Genomic DNA, 21530 nt, shown 5'->3' with positions numbered 1-21530 from the left:
CTGGCGGCGCGTTATTGTTCACTATCCTTAGACTAAGGAGACCTTCATGAATATCATCAGCCCTGCCTTTACAGGACTTTCAACGATACCGGAGCAATACACCGGCGCCGGTGCCAACATCAGCCCTCCACTGGCCTTCAGTGACATTCCGGCAGAGGCCAAAAGCCTGGTGCTCGTGGTGGAAGATGCCGATGCCACCCCGGATCCATGGGTGCACTGGCTGGTGTTCAATATTCCGCCCCAGACACGCGAAGTGGCGGCGGGCACGATACCGGCCGGCGGCACTGAGGGTCATGCCAATGGGGGGCACGCCGGGCTATGAGGGTCCGGCACCTATATACTTTGGCGGCCTCCACCACTACCGGTTCCAGCTGTTCGCCCTGGACAGCCTGTTAGACCTGCCCGCCACCGCTGATAAAACAACCGTCAGGCCGGCTATGCAGGGCCATATCCTGGCTGAAGCCGTCCTGACTGGCACTTGCGCAGGTGCGAAGAAAGCCGAGCCCTAAACCAGTAGCTGGTCAATCATCCGGCAGGCGTAGTCTGGCGACACCTGCGCGACAATGGAGTCGTTATGCGGACAACTGCGCTCCGCCTTCGATTCTGGCTGGGCCGTCGGCACGCCACAGACCGGACAATCTATCTGGAAGCTGACCAGCGGCCGGTGCCGGGCGACCCGCGGCGGCCCGGCTGTAATCACGTTGCCTACCCAGTAGATGCCGGCCGTGCGCGCACCGACGGCGTTGGCAAGGTGAAGCGGCCCCGTATCATTACTGAGTACTACGGCCGAAGCCGATAGCAGCGCAGCCAGGCCGCCCATACTCAGCGTATCCGTCAGATTGATGGCACCCGGTGCGGCCGCACAGATACGTTCGGCAAGGTCAGCTTCGGCTGCCACTGCCGTTACCGCCACTCCATAACCCTGCTCCATATAGTGGCGGGCCACTTCGGCAAAGTGTTCTGGCGGCCACTGACGGCGCGGATCAGTAGCACCCGGGTGCAAGACGAGATATCGTGCCTGCAGCCCATGCTTCCTGCTTACCGACCGGGCTTCTGCATAGTCCTCCGGCAGGACGATGACCTCCGGCATTATGTCGGAAGTGGAAGCTCCGACCATAGCCGCCACCTCCAGCTGCCGCATGATTTCGTTCTGGTGAAAGACGTAAGCGATGGTGGCATCGAGCGCCGGTGCGCCCGTGTCGCGCATACCAGCCGTAAAGCCGGCGCCAAGACGGCTGACGAAAGGATTTGAGTTGCCACCGCCGCCGTGCATCTGCAGGGCGATATCAAAATGCTCGGCCTGCATAGCCAGGAAGAATTGCGTCAGCTCCGCCTCATCCGGCTGGTAGTCTTCGGGTTCGCCCAGGCCCTTGTAGCGTGGGGTGACCACTACCCGATCGACCGCCTGCACGCGCCCTGGGACGAATTTCGTGTGCCAAGGTTTGCCTAGTAAAACGATCTCGGCTCCCGGAAAAGTCCGGCGTAAGGCCGCCAGCGCCGGGATGCTGAAAATGAAATCGCCCAAGGCATTGGCACGTAACACGGCAATCTTCTTGACTGTTTCTGGCGTGAAAGATGATGGTGTCGTCATGAGCTTGCCTCCCTTGGCGCATCAATCAGACCGTGTACGGCCTTGACGATGGCCGCCGGCGAAGCGGCCGGCTCGCCGGCGCCAGGAAACGTCTGTAAAAAGCGGTTCTTACTGCGCAGCTCCGGTTCGACCGGAAAGTACAGCACACTATGCGGCACCTGCCACGGCGTATGCTGCGGATTGGTCATAGCGTACAAGACTACCACCGGCGTACCGACGGCAGCGGCAATATGCACCGGTCCGGTATTGTTTGCCACCAGCAGCGGCGCCTCGGCCAACAGTGCTGCCAGCTCGGAGACACTCAGCTGTCCCGCCAGATTGACGACGCCTGTGCCGATGGCTTGTGCCAGCTCGTCCACCTGAGCCTTTTCCGTGGCTGCCCCCGTCATGACGACAGTGAAACCGTCTGCGACCAAGGTGCGCATCGCCTCGGCATAGTGCCCGGGAGGATATCGTCGCTTCGCTTCACTGACTCCGGGATGGAGCACCAGCCATCGGCCGCCTGACGGCACTTCTGCCTGCAGGCGGCGCCGTATCTCCTGGCCTGGCTGCTCAGGCACCGGTAGGTGCATGGCGGTGTCCTCCGTCCTGGCACCGGTTGTCGCCACCAGGGCCAGTTGCCGGTCCACTTCATGCCGGATAGTATCAAGTGGCTCGGGATCGGGCACCCAGCAATCCATCAGTCCGTAAGGATTTTCGCGGCAATACCCCAGCGCATGCGGCATGCCGGCCATGAAGCACAGCATGGCTGCCGGCAGCGGGTTCTGGCTATACGCAGTAAAGATGACCGCGACATCATACCGCCTCTCCCGCAATTGTCCGGCCATGGCTGCTACGGCTGTACCGTCCCACGCGGCCTCGTGCTTTGCCCAGGGCACATCAAACGTAATGATATCGTCGACGACGGGAAGCAGCCGGGCCACTGCTGCACCCGCCGAAGATGTCAACAGTGTCAGCTTGCGCCCAGGCACGGCCTCTTTCAAAGCCCTGAGGGCCGGTTCGGTCATCAGTACGTCGCCCATGTTGTCGGGCCTGATGCAGAGTATGTTGCGATAGTGCTGCCATCCTTCGAACATGTCGCGCGTCCGTCTCAACCGTGGCTAAGAATGTTGCCTGATCTTAGCAATGACATTAGAGGTCGAGCGGCCGTCAAGGAAGTTCAGTATCTCAACCGTACCACCATGGCGCTCAACCACCGGCACCTCTACCAGGTCTTCCCGCTTATAGTCGCCGCCCTTTACATAGATGTCAGGCCGGACTACCTCCAACAGGTCGACAGGGGTGTCCTGGGTAAAGGCCGTGACGATATCGACGGCACCCAGCCCAGCCATCACCCGTGCCCGTTCCACAAGCGTGTTGACCGGGCGCTGAGGCCCCTTCAGGCGGGCGACACTTTCGTCGCTGTTCAGTGCGACCACCAGGATGTCGCCCCGTGCCTTGGCCTGCTGCAGATACTGTACGTGGCCGCCATGAAGTATATCGAAGCAACCATTGGTGAACACTATTTTGCGTCCCTCGGCTTTGAGCCGTTGCACCTTGCGCTTCAGCTCAGTCCATTCGGGCAGATACTTATTATCGTGGGTCATGGCCGAAACAAGCTCATCCTGGCCACAGGTGGCGGTGCCGGACTTGCCAAGGATTACCATGGCTGCCGCCTGGGCCAGATCACTGGCCTGCTCAATGTTCGCCTTGGCGGCAAGTGCCAGGGTCAGCGCGCTGACATACGTGTCGCCAGCGCCGGCAGCCTTATTGTTCTCAACCGGTTTGGAATACGTACGGTATGGCTTGCGGCCGCGACGGAACAGCAGGGCGCCTTCCTTGTCCAGTGTCGCAGCGACATACCGGGCACCGACTGTATTGAGGATGGCATGCCGGTATTCCTCCAGCTGCGCAGCCCTCCGGCCATGGGGAGCCGGGTCAGTGATGGAAAGCAGCGTCGTCAGCTCCTGGTAGTTGGGCTTGGCGGCCGTGGCGCCGACGGTACGGTACTTATCGAGCGATTTGGCATCGACGACCAGGATGTTCTCATCGGCAGCCTGCAACGTCTTGATGCGCCGGATGATGCGGTCAGTCAAAATGCCGTAGCCGTAGTCAGAAATGATGACGGCATCGACCTCGTGGTACTGTTTGGTCAGCTCGCGTATGAACTCCTGCTCGCTTTTGGGGCTGATATCGGTGGTCGTGCCAAAATCAAACCGCACCAGCATGTGGTCGCCTGCCATGACACGCTGCTTGGTGATGGTGCGCCGTCCACTGTCGCCCAAGACCAGACTTGTATCGATGCCATGCTTTATCAGACTGTCGCGCACCAACTCGCCCTCATGGTCGTTGCCGATGACGGTCAGATACGATACCTTGGCGCCCAAATTAGCCAGGTTAACGGCCGTGTTGGCAGCTCCGCCCGGCACGAACTGCATCTGGTCGATGTCGACAATCGGCACCGGCGCCTCGCGGCAGACACGGTGAGCCGCACCCGTCAGGTAGACGTCCAGCATGGCCTCGCCGATGACGAGGACCTTTTTATCGGTGAAGTGCGAGATGATGTCCTGCAAACTGCGTTTCATGGTTCGTCTCCTTGTGCTTGGTAGTAATGATAGTGCGGGCAGCGGCAGTCAGACTGCCAACGGTAGCGAATGGTGCACGGTGAGGGCCAGGCAGCCACTCCGTCTCATTACCGTTATCTATCAGGATAGTGCGGCAGCCAGCCCGGTTGCCTGCCTCCACGTCGTTGAGGATATCGCCGACCATCCATGATGCGGTCAGATCGATACCATGCTCGGCAGCCGCCTGGCGCAGCATGCCGGAGCGTGGCTTGCGGCAATAGCAGCCGTCAACCGCCGAATGCGGACAGTAGTAGATAGCGGTCAGATTAACGCCGTGCGGCTGCAGCCTGTCTCGGATGGCGTCGCTGACCGGTTGCAAATCTTCTGCCGTAAATATACCCCGGGCCACACCGGATTGATTGGAAACGACGATTATTTTATAACCAGCGCGCTGCAGGGCCGCCAGGCTGATGGCAGCATCCGGATACAGCGCAATCAGTTCCGGCCTGACGTTGTACGGTACGTCTTTAATCAAAGTGCCGTCCTTATCAATGAAGACGGCCGGCCGGCGGGTTACGGCCATGAGGTCTCCCGCATCGGCAGCACCATGACCTCCGGGATGACACTTTCGTCTGGCAGACTCAGGGCAAAGCAGACGGTCTCGGCCACATTCTTCGGGTCCTGCAGGACATTCGGATCGGTGTCTGGGAACCGCTCTAGGATAAAGGCAGTGCGCATACCGCCAGCCACCACGGCCGTCACTTTGATGCCGTCACGACGGCCTTCTGCATGCAGGGCGTGGCTGAAGCCGAGCAAACCCCACTTGCTGGCGTGATACGCCGTAGCTTCAGTCCACGTACGCTTGGCAGCCGTAGAAGTGATATTGATGACGTGGCCGCTGCCCTGTGCTTTCATAACAGGATAGACCGCCTTGGAAAGCAGGAACGGACCGCTCAGGTTGACGCCGATCACCCGGTTCCAGTCGTCGACGGTCAGATCAGTCAGCGGCTTGGTGGCATCAGTACCGGCGTTATTGACGAGGATATCAATGCTGCCCTGATCGGCCTTAAGCTGCTCCACGACCCTCGTGGCCCCTTCCGGGCTGGTGACGTTCAGCTCGATGGCAACCGCCTTGCCGCCCGCCTCAGTAATGGAAGCAGCCACCTGCTCAGCCTGTTCCTTCTTGATATCCGCGATGCAGACCGTGGCGCCAGCGTGCGCCAAACGGCGCGAGATAGCTTCGCCAAGCCCCTGGCTGCCGCCAGTGATCAATGCTACCTTGTCTTTCAAAAACTGCTTTTTCATCAGGAATCCTTTCGTTGTCCGGCCGCTATACGGGCATGCACTGTAGTACTAAGTTTGTTGAATTTCCACTGGGGCAGGCGTTCACGCTCCTTTTGGTCGGCCGCTTCTATACTGCGTTCCACCAGATAGCTGAGCGTATGCACCAGGTGCTGATGTATCTCCTGGATGCGCGGCGTGTCATGCGACGGCACAGTCAGTGCGATGTCCACCAGCGGTGCCACCGCGCCGCCCGATCCGCCCAGCATACCGATACAGAACATCTCCTGCTTGCGGGCGGCATGGCAGGCTTCTACGATATTGGGTGAATTGCCGCTGGTGGTCAGGGCAATCAGGACATCGCCTGGCTGACCGAAGGCCTCTACCTGGCGTGAGAAAATCTGGTCAAAAGCCGCATCGTTACCCCAGGCCGTCAGCAGGGTGCCGTCGGTGGTCAGGGCCTGCGCCGGCAAAGCGCGTCGGCCATCGATCTTATAGTGGCCGACCAACTCGGTAGCAAAGTGCTGGGCCTCGGCCGCACTGCCGCCGTTGCCGCACAGCAGCACCCGGTTGCCCTGCAGCAAGGCCCGGCTGATAGCCTGGGCGGCATCCATGATAGGCACGCGCAATGCGTGTTTCGTATCCTTCACGGCCTGGAGCAATCCGGCAAAATTTTGGTCGATGATGGCAAAGCTGTCATCCGTGACATCGATATCGACGCGGCGCGGGCTTTCCAGCACTACACGCTCGTACATAGTGGCGGTCGAGTTTGCTACGCGGGCCCAGGTGTAGTGAGCTTTGACGTGACGCAGAGCATTTTCGCTGAAAAAATCACGCAACTTACGGCTACTCAGGATATCCTTAAGGCGCCCGGCCAGGCTGGCAGCATCTTTTGGCGGCACCAGGAATCCTGTTTCCCCTTCCCGTACCGTATGCTTAATGCCGCCCACGGCCGAGCCGACCACTGGTGTGCCGCAGGCCATCGCTTCCACCGGCGTGATGCCGAACGGTTCGTACCACGGCACCGTCACAAAGACATCAGCCGCACTGTAGTAATAATGCAAGGCATCGCGCCCGCGTCGGCCGGTAAAGGTCACCATGTCTGATACTTCCAGCTTTTCGGCCAGAGCCTGCAGGCGGCCGATTTCCGGCGTAATGCCAGCATCTGGCGCATCCGATTCGCCACCGACGATGACCAGGCGCGCTTTGGTTCGGTGTGTATGCTTAAGCTCGGCCAAGGCTTTGACTACCGTGTCGACACCTTTGCGTTTCACCATGCGGCCAAGCTGCAAAATGACCTTTTCCTTCGGATCGAGGCCGAGTACTGTCCGGGCCAGCAGCTTGTCCATCGGGTAAAGTTCAGACGGGTTGTATCCGTTGGGAATAATCGCTATCTTTGCTGGGTCGGCATTGTAAAGCCTTACCAGGTCTTCGTGGTCCTGCGGACAGAGGGCGACAATCTGGTTGGCCTCAAGCACGGCGCGCTCCTCAATGGCAAAGCCCTCGTCAGAGAACCAGTCCTGCTTGCCCTGGTGCTTGCGGCGCACCTTGCCCAGCGCGTGAAAAGTTACCACAAATGGTATACCGAGGCGCTTTTTCAAATCTGCCGCAACCAGTGCCGACATAAAGAAGTGGGCATGAATTAACTTATAGGGATTGCCTTCGCGCTCGATGAATGCCGCTATGAAGTCCGTGAACTCAGACATGAACGGCAGAATCTGCTCCTTGGGTACATAGGTGACCGGACCGGCTTTGACATGGATGACGCGGACACCGTCACGCCAGTTGACGATTGCCGGCAAGCGCCGATCATCCCACCGCGTAAAGACATCCACTTCATACCCGATTGCCGCCAGATGCTGCGCCAGTTCGGCCACCGCCACGTTCTGCCCGCCGGCGTCCACGCCACCGATGGCCGCAAGCGGCGAGGCATGTTCACTGATGAGGGCAATCTTATGTTTCATGAACACAGCATAATTGAGCGCGGCAATATGTGCTGTCGGAAATCTTATATGAAATATTTTATAGCAAAAAAGACACGCTGTAGTGTGTCTTTTTTATTCGTATCGGTTTTTATCGCGCGGTCAGGACGACAGCATACGCGCTGAGGCCCCCAATCACCCATACGATGAGGACGTACAGTATTATGCCAATCGTCACAACATCAACCACAAGGCGATTCAGCACGGTTGAAAGCCTTTTAATTCGCGACAATCGATGCAAGAGGTAAATTGATAGTACGCCCAACAATATAGCCGTTACAGTAGCTAGATACGGATATGGAGTCGTACTGCCAATGCCAATGCCAGTACTAAATGAATTTATAACATCTTTCATGGCTCTTTATTATACGCCGACACTACAGTAATCAAAGCAGTAGCTTGTTATACATGCTAAATAAAAGTACGGCCCCATGATGGAGCCGTACTTTATATGGCAGTGCTTACTGAGTATTACTCAGCAAACTCCACACTATCCTCAATGATGTCATCCGAAACCGTCAGACCATTGCCCTCGACACCGGTACCAACCGGAATCTTGCGGCCGATGATGACGTTCTCCTTCAGACCGTAGAGGTTGTCGACGCGGCCGGAGGTGGCAGCGTTGATCAGCACACGGGTGGTGTCCTGGAAGGAAGCGGCAGACAGGAAGCTGTCGCTCCAGATGGACACCTTGGTGATACCAAGCAGCAGCTGGGTAAACTGGACAGGCGTTTTGCCTTCTTCCGTGAGGCGCAGGTTCTCTTCGACGACGGCAGCCTTGCTGACGATGTCACCGGTCACGAACGGCGAGTCACCCGGGTCCTCAATCTGGACGCGGCTGAACATCTGGCGGACGATGACCTCAAGGTGCTTGTCGGCGATGTTCTGACCCTGGGCGGCGTAGATGCGCAGGACCTCGTTGATGATGTAGCGCTGGGTAGCTTCTACACCCTTGAGGCGCATCAGGTCGTGCAGGTTCAGTGAACCGGTGGTCAGGCGGTCACCGGCGGCAATCTTGTCGCCGTCACTGACGGTCAGCTGCTTGAAGCCTGGGATTTCGTAGCGTACCGGGGCGTGCTGGGCGGCCGAGACGACGATCATGTCCTTCTCAACCGAGACAGTACCTTCGTGCGGAGCGGTCAGCGGACGGCTCTCGTTCTCGTCACTGGCCAGGACGTCGCCGGCGACCACTTCGGTACCGGTCTTGACGCGGACAGTGCGCTTCTCGAGTGGCAGTTGCGTGCTCTTGCCTTCGGTCGGGGTGACCTGGACGATGTAGTTGTCGCCGTCTTCCCAGACATTAGCCACACCACTGAGTTCGGTCACGAAGGCCTCACCCTTAGGCGCGCGGGCTTCAAAGAGCTCGTCGACACGCGGCAGACCCTGGGTAATGTCGTCACCGGCCACACCGGAAGCGTGGAAGGTACGCAGGGTCAGCTGGGTGCCAGGCTCACCGACCGACTGGGCGGCGATGACGCCGACCGGCTCGGCGTTGCGGACCGGCTTGCCTGTGGCCATGTCGATACCGTAACTCTTGATCGGGATACCACGCAGGTTGCTGCAGGTCAGGACGCTCATAATGCTGACGCTTTGGATCTTCTCGTCGGCCTCGATGGCGTCAGCGATTTCGCGGTCGATCAGCTCACCGGCCTTGATGTGGCCGGGGACATCCTTAGCGGCGTAGCGGCCGAACAGGCGGTTGCCGAACTCGACCATGGTCTCTTCGGTTTCGCTGCGGGCGATCTCGAAGCCACTGTCTTCGGCTGGCTCGTCGATGGTGAAGATGTCCTGAGACACGTCTACCAGACGGCGGGTCAGGTAGCCGGAGTCGGCGGTCTTCAGAGCGGTGTCAATCAGACCCTTACGTGAACCACGGGTGGCCACGAAGGCTTCCAGCGGGGACAGACCCTTCTTGAAGCTCGACTTGATTGGCAGCTCGATTTCCTTACCGGTGGCATCCACCATGATGCCGATCATGGTCGTTGCCAGCTTGACGTTACCGATGTCACCACGGGCACCGGAGTCAACCATGATGGCGACGGAGGTGTCCTCATTCTGGATGTGACCTTCCAGCGCTTCGAGGATCTTCTTGTCGACGGCACGCCAGTTGTTGACGGTCAGGTGGTACCGTTCGTCGTCGGAGATCAGACCTTCGTCGAACTGCTGGGAAATGCTGACCGCGCGGTCCTCACCTTCCTTCATCAGTTCGTCGAGGTTGCCAAGTTCGAAGTAGTCGGTCATACCGGTCGAGATGGCAGCCTGGGTGGCGTGCTTGAAGCCAAGCGCCTTGACGGCGTCGGCGATCTCAGCCGTAACTTCCTGGCCGTAGCGGTTGAAGACGGTACCGAAGACTTTGTTCAGACGCTTCTTGCTCATGACGTCTTCGACGTACGGCATGTCGTCCGGCAGCAGCTCATTGAAGAGAACGCGGCCGATAGTAGTGGTGCGCAGCTTGCCGCGGACCTCGACGATGATCGGGGTCTGCAGTTTGATGACACCGCGGTCCAGGGCGGCAAGTGCCTCGTTGACGCTGGAGTAACGGACAGCTTCGCGGTCGGAAACACCCGGCTTGTTATAGGTCAGATAGTAACAACCAAGCACGATGTCCTGGGCGATGTTCAGCATCGGCGAACCGTCAGCCGGCTTCAGCAGGTTCTTGCTGGCAGCCATCAGCTGGGCGGCTTCGGCCTGGGCTTCATCGCTCAGCGGCAGGTGGACGGCCATCTGGTCACCATCGAAGTCGGCGTTGAAGCCCTTACAGACCAGCGGGTGCAGCTGGATGGCGCGACCCTCGATCAGGCGGGGCTGGAAGGCCTGGATAGACAGACGGTGCAGTGACGGTGCACGGTTCAGCAGGACATACTTGCCCTGGATGGCTTCGTCGAGGGCATCCCAGACGACGCTGTCGCCGGACTCAATCAGGCGGGTGGCCGAGCGGATGTTGTGGGCGTATTCGTTAGCCAGCAGGATGGAAATGACGAATGGCTTGAACAGCTCCAGAGCCATCATCTTCGGCAGGCCACACTCGTGAATCTTCAGCTCCGGACCGGCCACAATGACGGAACGGCCCGAGTAGTCGACACGCTTACCGAGCAGGTTCTGGCGGAACCGACCCTGCTTACCTTTGAGCAGGTCGCTCAGGCTCTTCAGGCGGCGGCGGCCACCGGTAGCACTGACAGCACGGCCGCTGCGGGCGGCGCTGTTGTCAATCAGGGCGTCGACGGCTTCCTGCAGCATGCGCATCTCGTTGCGGCGGATAACTTCCGGCGCGTTGAGGTCAATCAGCTTCTTCAGACGGTTGTTGCGGTTGATGACACGGCGGTACAGGTCGTTCAGGTCGGAGGTAGCAAAACGGCCACCGGTCAGCTGGACCATCGGACGCAGGTCCGGTGGGATGACTGGCAGGACGTTGATACACAGGCTCTCCGGCTTGATGCCGGCACGCTGCATGCCTTCGAGCACCTTCAGCCGCTTCATCAGCTTCTTCTTGCGCTGACCCTTGGCACCCTCGGCTTCTTCGGCCAGCTCGGTAATCAGGCTGTCGAGGTTGATCTCGCGCAGCAGCTCACGCAGGGCTTGGCCGCCCATGCCGACGGTGATGATGTCGCGGTAGTCTTCCGGCAGGGCGCGGTATTCAATCTCGCTGATCAGGCGGGCGCGCTCCAGGCTTTCCAGCTGGTTGCGGCGCGTGGCGTAGGTTTCAGCAACTTCTTCCAGCTCGCGGGTCTGGTCCTTGGCAAGCTGCTTCACATCGGCGCCTTCTTCGTCGGCCGCCTTCTCAAAGCGGATCTTGATAGCGACCTTGGCGGCTTCCAGTTCGGCCTCAGCGTCGCTGAGCAGCTGATCGCGCTTGTCGGTCTCCACGGTCTTGATGATGTAGCTGGCAAAGTAAGCGACGCGCTCAAGATTGCGGACCGTCACGCCAAGCAGCAAGCTCATGGCGCTTGGGGTGCCGCGCATGAACCAGATGTGTGCCACAGGGGCGGCCAGCTGGATGTGGCCCATACGTTCGCGGCGGACGATGCTGCGGGTAACCAGTTCACCGCTCTTGTCGACGGCGGCTTCACGTGAACGGACGCCCTTCAGCTTGACATCGTTGGCGTTGATGTCCTTGGTCGGCCCGAAGATACGCTCACAGAACAGACCGTCGCGCTCTGGCTTCTGGGTACGGTAGTTGATGGTCTCAGGCTTGGTAACCTCGCCATAACTCCAGTTGAGAATGTCTTCGTCGCTTGCGATTGCAAGGCGTACCGCGTCAAAGTCGGCGATACTCGTCGTCGTACCAGTACGTACCATTAGGCAATCTCCTTCTTAATTTCTTCTTCAATTTCTTCAGTATCACGGATAGTCATGCCCTCACCCAGGTCGAGGTCACCGAATTCATCGGCCTCGTCGGCAACGGACACGTCAAGTGGCTTGGCGGCGTCATCAGGGATGACCAGCACGGTGTCGTCACCGGTGCCAAGCGTCGAGTTGGCAAGTACTTCTTCGGCATCGATGTCCTGGCTGCCTTCAATCAGGTCGACGCGCAGGCCCAGACCCTGAAGTTCCTTCACCAGGACGTTGAAGCTCTCCGGAACCTTCGGTCCCATGATGCGTTCGTTCTTGATGATGGCTTCGTATGCCTTGGCGCGGCCGTAGACATCGTCAGACTTGATGGTCAGCATTTCCTGCAGCGTGGTGGCGGCACCATAGGCCTCAAGTGCCCATACCTCCATCTCACCGAAGCGCTGGCCACCATTCTGTGCCTTACCACCGAGCGGCTGCTGGGTGACCATGGTGTACGGCCCGATAGAGCGGGCGTGGATCTTGTCGGCGACCATGTGGTGCAGCTTGATGATGTACATGTTGCCCACGGCAGTACGTTCCTGGAACGGCTCACCGGTGCGGCCGTCAATCAGCTGCATCTTGCCGTCTTCCGGGAAGCCGGCTTTGACGAGCTCTTCGACGATGGTCTCTTTGGTCACACCGTTGAATGGCGGCGTAGCAACCTTGTAGCCCAAGGCGCGGGCAGCCATACCCAGGTGGGTCTCAAACAGCTGGCCCAGGTTCATACGGGAAGGGACACCCAGCGGGTTGAGGATGACGTCGATCGGCGTACCGTCTTCCATGAATGGCATGTCAGCCACTGGCAGGATACGGGCGACCACACCCTTGTTACCGTGGCGGCCGGCCAGCTTGTCACCGACGGAGATCTTGCGCATCTGGGCGACGAAGATCTGGATCTGCATCAGGACACCAGCCTTCAGCTCATGGCCGTTCTCACGCGAGAAGACTTTTACGCCGACGACCTTGCCGTGCTTACCGTTGCTCATGCGCTGAGAGGTGTCGCGGACATCCTTGGCCTTTTCGCCGAAGATGGCGCGCAGCAGACGCTCCTCTGAGCTCAGTTCCTGCTCACCCTTCGGGGTAATCTTACCGACGAGGATGTCACCGGCCTTGACCTCGGCACCGATGCGGACGATACCGTCTTCATCGAGGTGGCGCAGGCTGTCTTCGCTGACGTTCGGGATGTCACGGGTGACGATTTCCGGACCCAGCTTGGTCTCACGGACCTCAACCATGAAGTCGGTGATATGGATGCTGGTCAGCTCATCCTGCTGCACAAGGCGTTCACTCAGGATGATGGAGTCGTCCATGTTATAGCCGCCCCAAGGCATGAAGGCGACCATCAGGTCACGGCCCAGGGCCAGCTCGCCTTCGGCCATGCTCATACCTTCTACCAGTACGTCACCGGCGCGGACCTTCTGGCCACGAGTGACGACGACTTTCTGCGTGATGCTTTCGCCTTCATTACTGCGGCGGAAGTGGACCGGGTGGTAGCTCTTGGTGACCTTGGCGTACTTGACCTGTACTTCTGCGCCTTCAGCCTTGACGACTTCGCCGTCTTCTTCGGCGACAATCAGCTGGCCGGAGTTACGGGCGACGGTGCCTTCCATGCCGGTACCGACGATCGGAGCGGTCGTCTTGACCAGCGGCACGGCCTGCTTCTGCATGTTCGAGCCGGTCAGGGAGCGGTCGATGCGGTTCTTTTCGATGAATGGGATCAGGGCTGCGGTCGAGCCGAGGATCTGGCTGCGGCCGGCATCCATGTAGGTGATGTCGGCGGCATTGTCCTGGCCTGGCAGCAAGCGGTTACGGGCAGAGACGCGGGCGTTGGCGAAGCTGCCGTCAGCCTTGAGCGGGTTACCGGCTTCGGCGATGATCTCGCGGGCTTCCTGCGAGGCGTCCAAGTAGACGACCTCGTCGGTCACCTTACCGTCTACTACCTTACGGTATGGAGTCTCAATAAAGCCGTACTCGTTAACGCGGGCGTGACTGGCCAGGTTCAGCACCAGACCGATGTTGGCGCCTTCCGGCGTCTCAACAGTACAGAGGCGGCCGTAGTGTGTCGGGTGCACGTCACGGACCTCAAAGCCGGCGCGCTCACGGGACAGACCACCAGGACCCATGGAGCTCAGACGGCGCTTGTGGGCCAGCTCAGACAGCGGGTTGGTGTGGTCCATGAACTGGGACAGCTGCGAGCTGGCAAAGAATTCCCGGACAGCGGCGACGACCGGACGGGCATTGATGAGCTGGGCCGGGGTGACGGTCTCGATGTCGCTCATGCTCATGCGGTCCTTGGCGTTGCGCTCCATGCGCAGCATACCGATGCGGAACTGCCGGCCGACCAGCTCGCCGACCATCTTGACGCGGCGGTTGTGCAGGGCGTCAATGTCGTCAGCGTCTTCCTGGGTGTTGTTGAGGCGGATCACCTCGCTGATGATGGCAACGATGTCCTCCAGGCGGACGACACGGTTCTCAACCGTGTTGGCGACGTCCACGCCGAGGCGCTGGTTGACCTTGTAGCGGCCGACGCGGGACAGGTCGAAACGCTTGAAGTCAAAGAACATCCGCTCGATCATACTGCGGGCGTTATCGACGGTGGCCAGGTCACCCGGACGCAGGCGGCGGTAGACTTCGATCATAGCCTCATTGCTCCCCTTGGTCGGGTCCTTGTCGAGGGTGGCGTCGATGTAGGAGGTCTCACCGGTGTCAATGTCTTTAAACAGTTCTTTGATAGCAGAGTTAGAGGCGTAGCCAAGGGCACGCAGGAAGGTGGTAACCGGAATCTTGCGGCGGCGGTCAATCTTGACGTAGAGCGCACCGGCGGAAGCCGTCTCAAACTCCAGCCAGGCACCACGGCCTGGAATCAGCTTGGCGCCGTACAGGTTGCGGCTGCCGTTGTTGTCGGCAGTAAAGAAGACACCGGCCGAGCGGATCAGCTGGTTGACGACAACACGCTCAGCGCCGTTGATGACGAAGGTACCGCGGTCGGTCATCCATGGGTAGTCGCCCAGGTAGATTTCCTGTTCCTTGACCTCGCCGGTCACCTTGTTGGTCAGCTCGACGGTAGCCTTGAGTGGCGCTTCGTAGCTGACGTTATTGTCGCGGGCTTCAGCCTCGCCCATCTTCGGATCTTCGAAGTGGTACTGCTTGAAGCGCAGCTCCAGCTTGGTCTCCGTATAGTCCTTGATCGGGTTGATCTCGGCAAAGATCTCACCCAGACCCTCGCGGACGAACTCTTCCCAGGAACGGACCTGGTGCTCAATTAGGTTTGGCATTGGCAGAAGACTGTCTGCCTCAGTGAAAAAGCGCCGTTCGCCCATGCCGGTCCCTGCGGCAGGTGCGACGGGAGTCTTATCAGACTTAGCCATTAGGCGTTCACCCCTTGTCATTGATTATGATTGGTTGTTGGAATTGGCAACCGAAGATCACTAGATGGCTCTCCCGCCAGGATACATGACAATGGCGCCACCCATCAATCAACCGTTGTATCCCAAGACGCACTCGCCGCCACCTTATACTACTTCTTGCATACTATTGTCTAGAAGAAAATGCAAACTGTCAACAGTATTATTGAGATTTTGCCAGCCCTTACGTCCGACTTCTGCGGAAACATGAAAGTAACTCCTCAACAATGGCATTATCAACATGTACGCATGGCTATTTGTTAAGCATGCAACTATTTGTAAACTGCTATTGTCAGTGTGACTACGAGTGAAAGGAAGCTACAAGTTGAATGGCTCCGAGGAACCAACTCAACGCCCCCGCACCGCTGCGCGACACCTAACTAGAGTGAGCCTGACTGCAGTACTGACGATGCTCTTGGGGATGCTCGGCGCGCCAGCTGCCAATGCGGCAACATGCTATGGCGACTACTGCTCGGGGAAAGATCCCGTTGCATCTGGTTGCTACCGTGACGCGATCACGCTGGAGACCGTGCCCGTCATCACCAGATCAGTGACCGCTGAAATCGAAGGCGTCGGCTTCTCGTACGGAGGCGACCGGGTAGGCCAGCTCTCGCTGCGTTGGTCTGAGAGTTGCGGCACCAACTGGGCAAAGCTCGTACACCACGGCAACTTTTGGAGCCCTTGCCTAAGAGCTTAGCAGGACACGGGTTACTCGCAAATGAACTGCTGGATCGGCGGTGGACCCGGGACGTTCACAACACCAATGATCTACTCGCGCAACCATGCTGTTCGAGCATACATGGAAGCAGGTGACATCACTCTCTACGCCACGACGTACTCACACTGACTCGTCCGGCCTCGCGTGAAGCGAGGCCGGACAAAGGTATATGATTAATACAGCAGCTGCGTTACATTTAATATCATACGCAGCTTAAAAGGAATTATTTATGTCTCAGTTCACATTCGACTTAGCAACACGCCTATTACTAATCGCTAGTGGCACAATTGTCGTCTGGCTACTTCCTAAAGTACTTAAGAAAATCAAGCTGGATACCGAAACGTATGAGCTAACGGTACGCCTGTCCAAGGTGTTACTCATTCTTTATATCGCCGTAGTAATCGCAGTGGCACCCGTCGCAGCAGTTGGGTCATTACTTCTCAACGCACGCTAAGTACTGAATAGCTCAAAAAGCTAAGCCGCTGCAGATTCGCGTATTTTCTCAACGGTCTCGTTACCCACATACAGCCGCCGCGGCACCACCACTCCGTCGCCTACCAGCCATGGCCGCTCCTCGCCAACCATATGGAAGGCCGGGTCGGTCGAAGCCTCAACGACGGCGATGGCCTCGGTATTATCAGGCCGCTCGACGGTCCACAGATAACCATCGGTACGCGGACTACTGGCAGCCTCCAGGGCAAGCAGGCTCAGTGTCTGAGCCCCGAACGCACGCAGTTCATCTGTCGAGAACCGTTCCTGGTTGCGCTCATCATCCAGCCAGTAGGCGACGTTCGGCCCTTCGACCACGTTCGGCGTCAGAGAACCTGGCAAGAAACGCGCCACCCGTGCTACCCGCGGATGCGGTACACTGCCCTGCTGGAACGATGCGACACCCGCCTCCTGGCCGTCCAGCCGTACGGCGTAATAGCCGCAAGCTTCAGTGGCAGCCCGGGCAATCGCCCGCTCCACCGAAGCCGCCGCCTGTGGTTCTCCCCAGTACCGCTCGACCACACCCGGATAGTGCGGCGTCAGTGCGTCGGTATTGCGGTGCACCATGGCCGAGAGCACCTCGCCCAGTTGGTCTGGCCGGTAAAAATCAAACGGAACGAGCTCTACCCCGCCTTCACTTCTCTCAGGACCCGCCATTACGATTTCTTGACTACCTTGTCGGCCAACCCGTACGCCACGGCCTCCTCGGCGTTCATCCAATAATCGCGCTCCATGTCGGCACGGATCTTGTCAATTTTCTGACCGGTGTTGTCGGCCATGATTTCCGAGAGGCGTTCCTTGAGCCGGACCGTTTCCTTCAGCGTGATCTCCATATCGGTGACCACTCCGCGGGAACCGCTGCGGGGCTGGTGAATCATGGTGGTGGCGTGCGGCAGTAAATAACGCTTGCCTTTAGTGCCGGAGCTCAGCAAAAATGCGCCCATGCTAGCCTGCAGGCCGATGCCATACGTCGCCACATTCGGCTTGATAAACTGCATGGTGTCATAAATGGCCAGTCCGTCGTAAATACCGCCGCCAGGACTATTGATGTACAAGGAAATATCTTTGTTAGGGTCTTCGTAGGCCAGGTGCAGCAGTTGGGCTACCACCAGGTTGGAGGTGTGTTCATTGACCTCTTCGCCCAGGAAGACGATGCGCTCCTTGAGCAGCCGGCTATAAATGTCGTATGCCCGCTCGCCGCCGCGCGTACTCTCGATCACTGTGGGGACTAAGTAATTGGATGGCTTGTTCATACATTCCAGCATAACGAAAATTAGCACTCTATGCAAGCGAGTGCTAATTTTCTACTACATTCGAGCGCTACTGGCTGGATTTGAGGACTTTGCCGGATTTCGCCGGCGCGTCGTTCAGCTCAACCAGGCGGTCAAGCGTCTTGTCGGTCAGGGCGCGGTTGGCGATGTCACGGCGGGCTTCAGGCGTGTCCAGCTGCTGGCGCATGTGCGGATACTGCTGGACCAGCTGCTTCAGCTGGGCGTTGAGTTCGCCCTGGCTGACCTCGATGTTCTCGGCGCGGCTCAGCTCAGACAGCAGCAGGCCTATCTGCACACGTTTCTCGGCAGCCGGACGCAGCTCTTTGGCCTCATATTCCTCAGCCGTCGTGCCCTGCTCTTCCAGGAAGGCGTCGTAGGTCAGGCCACGGTACTGCAGGTTCTGGAACATGTCGCGCTTGAGGCTGGTGAGCTGGTCGGCTACCAACACTTCAGGAGCCGGGGCTTCGCTCTTCTTGAGCAGGGCTTCCAGCAGGTCGTTCTTGTAATTCTCTAGGGCAGCCTGGTTGGCGCGGGCTTCCAGCTCGTGGCGGATGTCCTGCTTCAGCTCGTCCAGGTTGCTGAACTCGCCGTGCTGGGCGGCGAACTCATCGTTCAGCTCTGGCAGCTTGATCTCGTTAACTGTTTCCACCTTACCAGTGAACGTTACCTTGGCACCGGCCAGGCTGGCCTGATGGTAGTCCTTAGGGAACGTCAAGGGCAGTTCATACTCCTCACCGGCCTTCTTGCCGGTCAGCCCGGCCTCAAAGCCGGGGATGAACGAATCAGAGCCCAAGGTCAGCGGATACTGCTTGCCAGCGGCACCAGGTACCAGCTCACCCTTTTCATTACGGCCCTCAAAGTCGATAACCACCTCGTCACCGTTCCGAGCCTCGCGCTCGACGGCTTCCTTCTTGGCGCTGCCGCGGCGCAGGTTCTCAACGACTTCGTCAATTTCCTTGTCGGTGATCTTCTTGACCTCTTTCTTTACCTTGAGCCCCTTGTATTCGCCAAGCTTGATGGCAGGCAAAACATCAGCCTCGGCGGTCAGCTCCAGCTTCTCGGCCGGCTCAAAAGCGGTAACATCGACGGCCGGGCGCTCCAGCGGCTGCAGTGCTTCCTTATTAAACGCTTCAATGACGAAGACATTGGCGGCATCTTCAGCCATCTGGGCGTCAACGGCAGCCGGGTCGAGTTGGCGGGCAGCCACGGCGGCTGGTACCTTGCCCTTGCGGAAGCCGGGTACCTTTATAGATTTTGCCAATTTGGCAAGTGTAAGCTGGCGGACGTTGGCCAGGTCGTCGGCATCAAGCGAAATCGCAATCTTGACGCGGGTGGGTGTGAGGTGGTCTACAGTATATTTCATATCTGTGCAATTATAGACTGATTGGGGGATTAGGCCAACCATAAGGAGGTTGCTTTTAAAAACGGCTCGCCGGATACGCGTTACGACGTATCCGGCGAGCCCGCTTACTTCTCAGCTACATATAGCACGCCGCCAGCTAGAGTACGTGCTTACGACTGGTGTCGTCTGTCTTGCGCGAGAGCGTCTCGCCCGCATCCTTCATGCCAGACTTCATCTTACCCTTGGTTTCCTGGGTCTTGCCTTCTGCCTGCATTTTCTTATTATCGGTCATCTTACCGATGGTCTTTTTGGCCTTGCCGGCCATCTTGTCTGTAGTGCCACTCATGATCAGGTACTCCTGCTTAGGTTGACGTGACCAGCATAGCGGTTATAAACGTGGCAGTGTATCGATTATTTAACAGTGCCTTGGCGATTTGATTCATACATAATAATACCCGCACACATCGCCAAATTCAGACTATCCGCCGCCCCCAGCATCGGCAGGGACGCGCCGATATCGTAGTGGGCCCGGGCATATTCACTCAGCCCATATTGCTCAGAGCCAAAGACCAACGCCACCTTCCCTGTCAGATCCACATCGTAGACAGACTCTTTGCCCTCCGGCGTGATGGCCACGATGGTCCAGCCATGCTGCTTCAGCCACTCATACACCGACTCAATCGACTGCTGCATGACGTTGAGGTTGAACATGACGCCCGTACTGGCCCGCACCACATTGGGGTTGAACAGATCGACGCGCGGATCGGCAATGACTATGTCAGTAAAACCGGCACCCTCGGCGGTACGAAAGATAGTGCCGGCATTGCCCGGCTTCTCGACGCCTTCAATTACCAGCAGCGGCCGCTCCCGCAAGGTGGCATCAGTAAGGGTTGGAAACACGAACTGCTTCGCCACCGCCATCAGCCCGTCCGGCCGGTCGCGATACGACAGATCCTCGAACATATGCTTTGGCACTTCAAAGATCTCTACCGGAATCTTCTCCAGCAGCTGCCATTCATTCTTGCCCAGGAAGCACTCGCGCGAGATAAGCACCATGCCAAACTCCACCCGGCCGCTGGCCACGGCCCGCTCAAGCTCACGGAAGCCCTCAATCAGGAATTCGCCCGTCTTTTTGCGGTAATGGCTCCGCCGCAGCGCGTTGATGTGCTTGAGCTTGGGGTTCTGGCGGCTGGAAATAGGATACGGGTTGACCGGCATAGCAACAGTTTCCCTTACGCCTCGAGTACGTCCTGAATCGGGCCGTCCTTGACGCGATGGTCGTGGATGGTGGCGACCAGACGCTCAAAGCTCATCTTGTGCTCCTGGCTTTCGCGGGTGAACTTGACGGTAAAACGGTTTTCGCGCAGCTCGTCGGCACCGATGAAGATCAGAAACGGCACATCCATCTTGACGGCGGCCTTGATCTGCTTATCGAGCTTGCGGCCGGTAATATCGACGGCCACGTTGACGCCTTCGGCACGCAGCCTGTCGGCTAGCACCTGGGCGCCGGCCAGGTGGTCCTCGCCCAGGATAATCATGTAGGCCTCAGTCGCCGGGCGCAGCTCCGGCACCAGCTTGTGGGTGCGCAGGAATTCTTCCATCATAGTGGCGCCCGGAGCCATGCCGACAGTCGGCACCGTCTCGACGCCGAACAGGCTGACCAAGCCGTCGTAGCGGCCGCCGCCGAACATGGCGCGGCGGTTATCGGGGTGGAGGTCAAAGACCTCAAAGACGATGTCGGTGTAATAGTCGAAGCCGCGCATCAGCGTAATGTCAAAGACGGCGGTGTGGACGCCGCGGGCGCGCAGTTGGTCGAACAGGCTCTGCACTTCGCGGACGGCGGCGCTGTCGCGCACCGGTTTTGGCAGCTCCTGCATGGTCTTGGCGCCGACCAGCTCGGCGATCTTCAACAGCCCGGCCTCGGCCTGGTCATCATCAAAGATGTCGGCCGCAGCCTCACGGAACTCGTGCGGTGAGATCTTATCCTTGCGGTCGAACAGCTTGATCATCAGTTCGGTCTGCATGACGTCAAGTTGCAGATACTCGCTCATCATGACGTTGATCAGCTTGCGGCTGTTGAGTTTGATAACGTACATCTTCTCGGTGGCGCCAAAGGCCTTCATGATACCGTCGGCCATACTGACAATCTCTAGGTCAGCCTGCATGCCGGCCACCCCGAACAGGTCGACATTCATCTGCCAGAACTCCCGCTCGCGCCCCTTCTGCGGACGTTCGTAGCGCATAAAGTTGGCAATGGAATACAGCCGGGCCGGATAAGCCATCTCCTGCCGGCGGGCAGCCACCAAGCGGCTGACGCCCGGTGTCATCTCGGGGCGGATGACCACGCGGCGGTCACCGCGGTCGGTAAAGCTGTAGGTCTGCTCGTTGACAATCTCCTGGCCGGTCTTGGCGGCAAAGATGTCATAGCTTTCCAGCAGCGGCGTCATATATTCCTCGTAGCCGTAGCTCTCGGCCACGCGGCACCAGGTGGCAAAGATGTAGTTCTGGAGGCGCTTGTCCTGCGGGTAGTAGTCGCGGGCGCCTTTGTATGGTTGGGTCGATAGATAAGACATAGTGGTT

16 protein-coding genes and 1 pseudogene are annotated in these 21530 nt (G+C 58.7%); 3 read left to right on the top strand and 14 right to left on the bottom strand.

What is annotated here, in order from left to right; translation table 11 throughout:
* Positions 1 to 46: 46 nt before the first annotated feature.
* A pseudogene (locus JNJ66_03185) lies at positions 47 to 509 on the top strand (YbhB/YbcL family Raf kinase inhibitor-like protein).
* Here JNJ66_03185 and JNJ66_03180 read toward each other — a convergent pair.
* The 8 genes from JNJ66_03180 to JNJ66_03145 all read right to left on the bottom strand — a co-directional run bounded on the left by JNJ66_03180 (position 506) and on the right by JNJ66_03145 (position 15094).
* On the bottom strand, positions 506 to 1591 hold the full coding sequence (locus tag JNJ66_03180; GenBank protein MBL8159435.1) for a glycosyltransferase family 9 protein: 1086 nt from the start codon (positions 1589 to 1591) through the stop codon (positions 506 to 508). The pseudogene JNJ66_03185 and the gene JNJ66_03180 overlap by 4 nt on opposite strands.
* Complete coding sequence (locus tag JNJ66_03175) at positions 1588 to 2667, bottom strand: glycosyltransferase family 9 protein (protein ID MBL8159434.1); 1080 nt, start codon at positions 2665 to 2667, stop codon at positions 1588 to 1590. The genes JNJ66_03180 and JNJ66_03175 overlap by 4 nt, the downstream gene beginning before the upstream one ends.
* 24 nt (positions 2668 to 2691) lie before the next feature.
* Positions 2692 to 4155 carry a D-glycero-beta-D-manno-heptose 1-phosphate adenylyltransferase gene (rfaE2, locus tag JNJ66_03170; protein MBL8159433.1) on the bottom strand — a complete coding sequence of 488 codons (1464 nt, stop codon included), beginning with the start codon at positions 4153 to 4155 and terminating at the stop codon, positions 2692 to 2694.
* Complete coding sequence (locus JNJ66_03165; protein ID MBL8159432.1) at positions 4112 to 4717, bottom strand: HAD family hydrolase; 606 nt, start codon at positions 4715 to 4717, stop codon at positions 4112 to 4114. Before JNJ66_03165 ends, rfaE2 begins: the two co-directional genes overlap by 44 nt.
* Positions 4708 to 5439, bottom strand: coding sequence for an SDR family oxidoreductase (locus tag JNJ66_03160; protein MBL8159431.1), 732 nt, complete (start codon positions 5437 to 5439; stop codon positions 4708 to 4710). Before JNJ66_03160 ends, JNJ66_03165 begins: the two co-directional genes overlap by 10 nt.
* Positions 5439 to 7379, bottom strand: a complete 1941-nt coding sequence (locus JNJ66_03155; GenBank protein ID MBL8159430.1) for a glycosyltransferase — start codon at positions 7377 to 7379, stop codon at positions 5439 to 5441. Before JNJ66_03155 ends, JNJ66_03160 begins: the two co-directional genes overlap by 1 nt.
* 489 nt (positions 7380 to 7868) lie before the next feature.
* Entirely contained in the window at positions 7869 to 11693 is a 3825-nt protein-coding gene (gene rpoC / locus JNJ66_03150) for a DNA-directed RNA polymerase subunit beta' (protein ID MBL8159429.1), read from the bottom strand.
* On the bottom strand, positions 11693 to 15094 hold the full coding sequence (locus JNJ66_03145) for a DNA-directed RNA polymerase subunit beta (GenBank protein ID MBL8159428.1): 3402 nt from the start codon (positions 15092 to 15094) through the stop codon (positions 11693 to 11695). Before JNJ66_03145 ends, rpoC begins: the two co-directional genes overlap by 1 nt.
* 421 nt (positions 15095 to 15515) lie before the next feature.
* On the opposite strand from JNJ66_03145, the gene JNJ66_03140 reads away from it, so the two are divergent.
* Entirely contained in the window at positions 15516 to 15827 is a 312-nt protein-coding gene (locus JNJ66_03140; GenBank protein ID MBL8159427.1) for a DUF2690 domain-containing protein, read from the top strand.
* Positions 15828 to 16077: 250 nt separating this feature from the next.
* Positions 16078 to 16302, top strand: a complete 225-nt coding sequence (locus JNJ66_03135) for a hypothetical protein (GenBank protein MBL8159426.1) — start codon at positions 16078 to 16080, stop codon at positions 16300 to 16302.
* Positions 16303 to 16322: 20 nt separating this feature from the next.
* Here the strand turns inward: JNJ66_03135 and JNJ66_03130 are convergent, their stop codons facing one another.
* The 6 genes from JNJ66_03130 to JNJ66_03105 all read right to left on the bottom strand — a co-directional run bounded on the left by JNJ66_03130 (position 16323) and on the right by JNJ66_03105 (position 21523).
* Positions 16323 to 16994 carry a hypothetical protein gene (locus JNJ66_03130; GenBank protein ID MBL8159425.1) on the bottom strand — a complete coding sequence of 224 codons (672 nt, stop codon included), beginning with the start codon at positions 16992 to 16994 and terminating at the stop codon, positions 16323 to 16325.
* On the bottom strand, positions 16994 to 17590 hold the full coding sequence (locus JNJ66_03125; protein ID MBL8159424.1) for an ATP-dependent Clp protease proteolytic subunit: 597 nt from the start codon (positions 17588 to 17590) through the stop codon (positions 16994 to 16996). Before JNJ66_03125 ends, JNJ66_03130 begins: the two co-directional genes overlap by 1 nt.
* Before the next feature lie 67 nt (positions 17591 to 17657).
* Positions 17658 to 18971 carry a trigger factor gene (gene tig, locus JNJ66_03120; GenBank protein MBL8159423.1) on the bottom strand — a complete coding sequence of 438 codons (1314 nt, stop codon included), beginning with the start codon at positions 18969 to 18971 and terminating at the stop codon, positions 17658 to 17660.
* 136 nt (positions 18972 to 19107) lie between these two features.
* The gene (locus JNJ66_03115; GenBank protein MBL8159422.1) at positions 19108 to 19296 is read right to left on the bottom strand and encodes a CsbD family protein; all 189 of its coding nucleotides are present in this window, start codon (positions 19294 to 19296) and stop codon (positions 19108 to 19110) included.
* 65 nt (positions 19297 to 19361) lie between these two features.
* Positions 19362 to 20168 carry an RNA methyltransferase gene (locus tag JNJ66_03110; GenBank protein ID MBL8159421.1) on the bottom strand — a complete coding sequence of 269 codons (807 nt, stop codon included), beginning with the start codon at positions 20166 to 20168 and terminating at the stop codon, positions 19362 to 19364.
* Positions 20169 to 20182: 14 nt separating this feature from the next.
* Positions 20183 to 21523 carry a histidine--tRNA ligase gene (locus JNJ66_03105; GenBank protein MBL8159420.1) on the bottom strand — a complete coding sequence of 447 codons (1341 nt, stop codon included), beginning with the start codon at positions 21521 to 21523 and terminating at the stop codon, positions 20183 to 20185.
* Positions 21524 to 21530 lie beyond the last annotated feature (7 nt).

The organism is Candidatus Saccharibacteria bacterium (genome assembly GCA_016789455.1).
Classification (GTDB): Bacteria; Patescibacteriota; Saccharimonadia; order Saccharimonadales; family Saccharimonadaceae; genus CAIJKY01.
The sequence above is the reverse complement of the archived record's forward strand: the minus strand, read 5'-3'. Positions and strand labels throughout refer to the sequence as shown.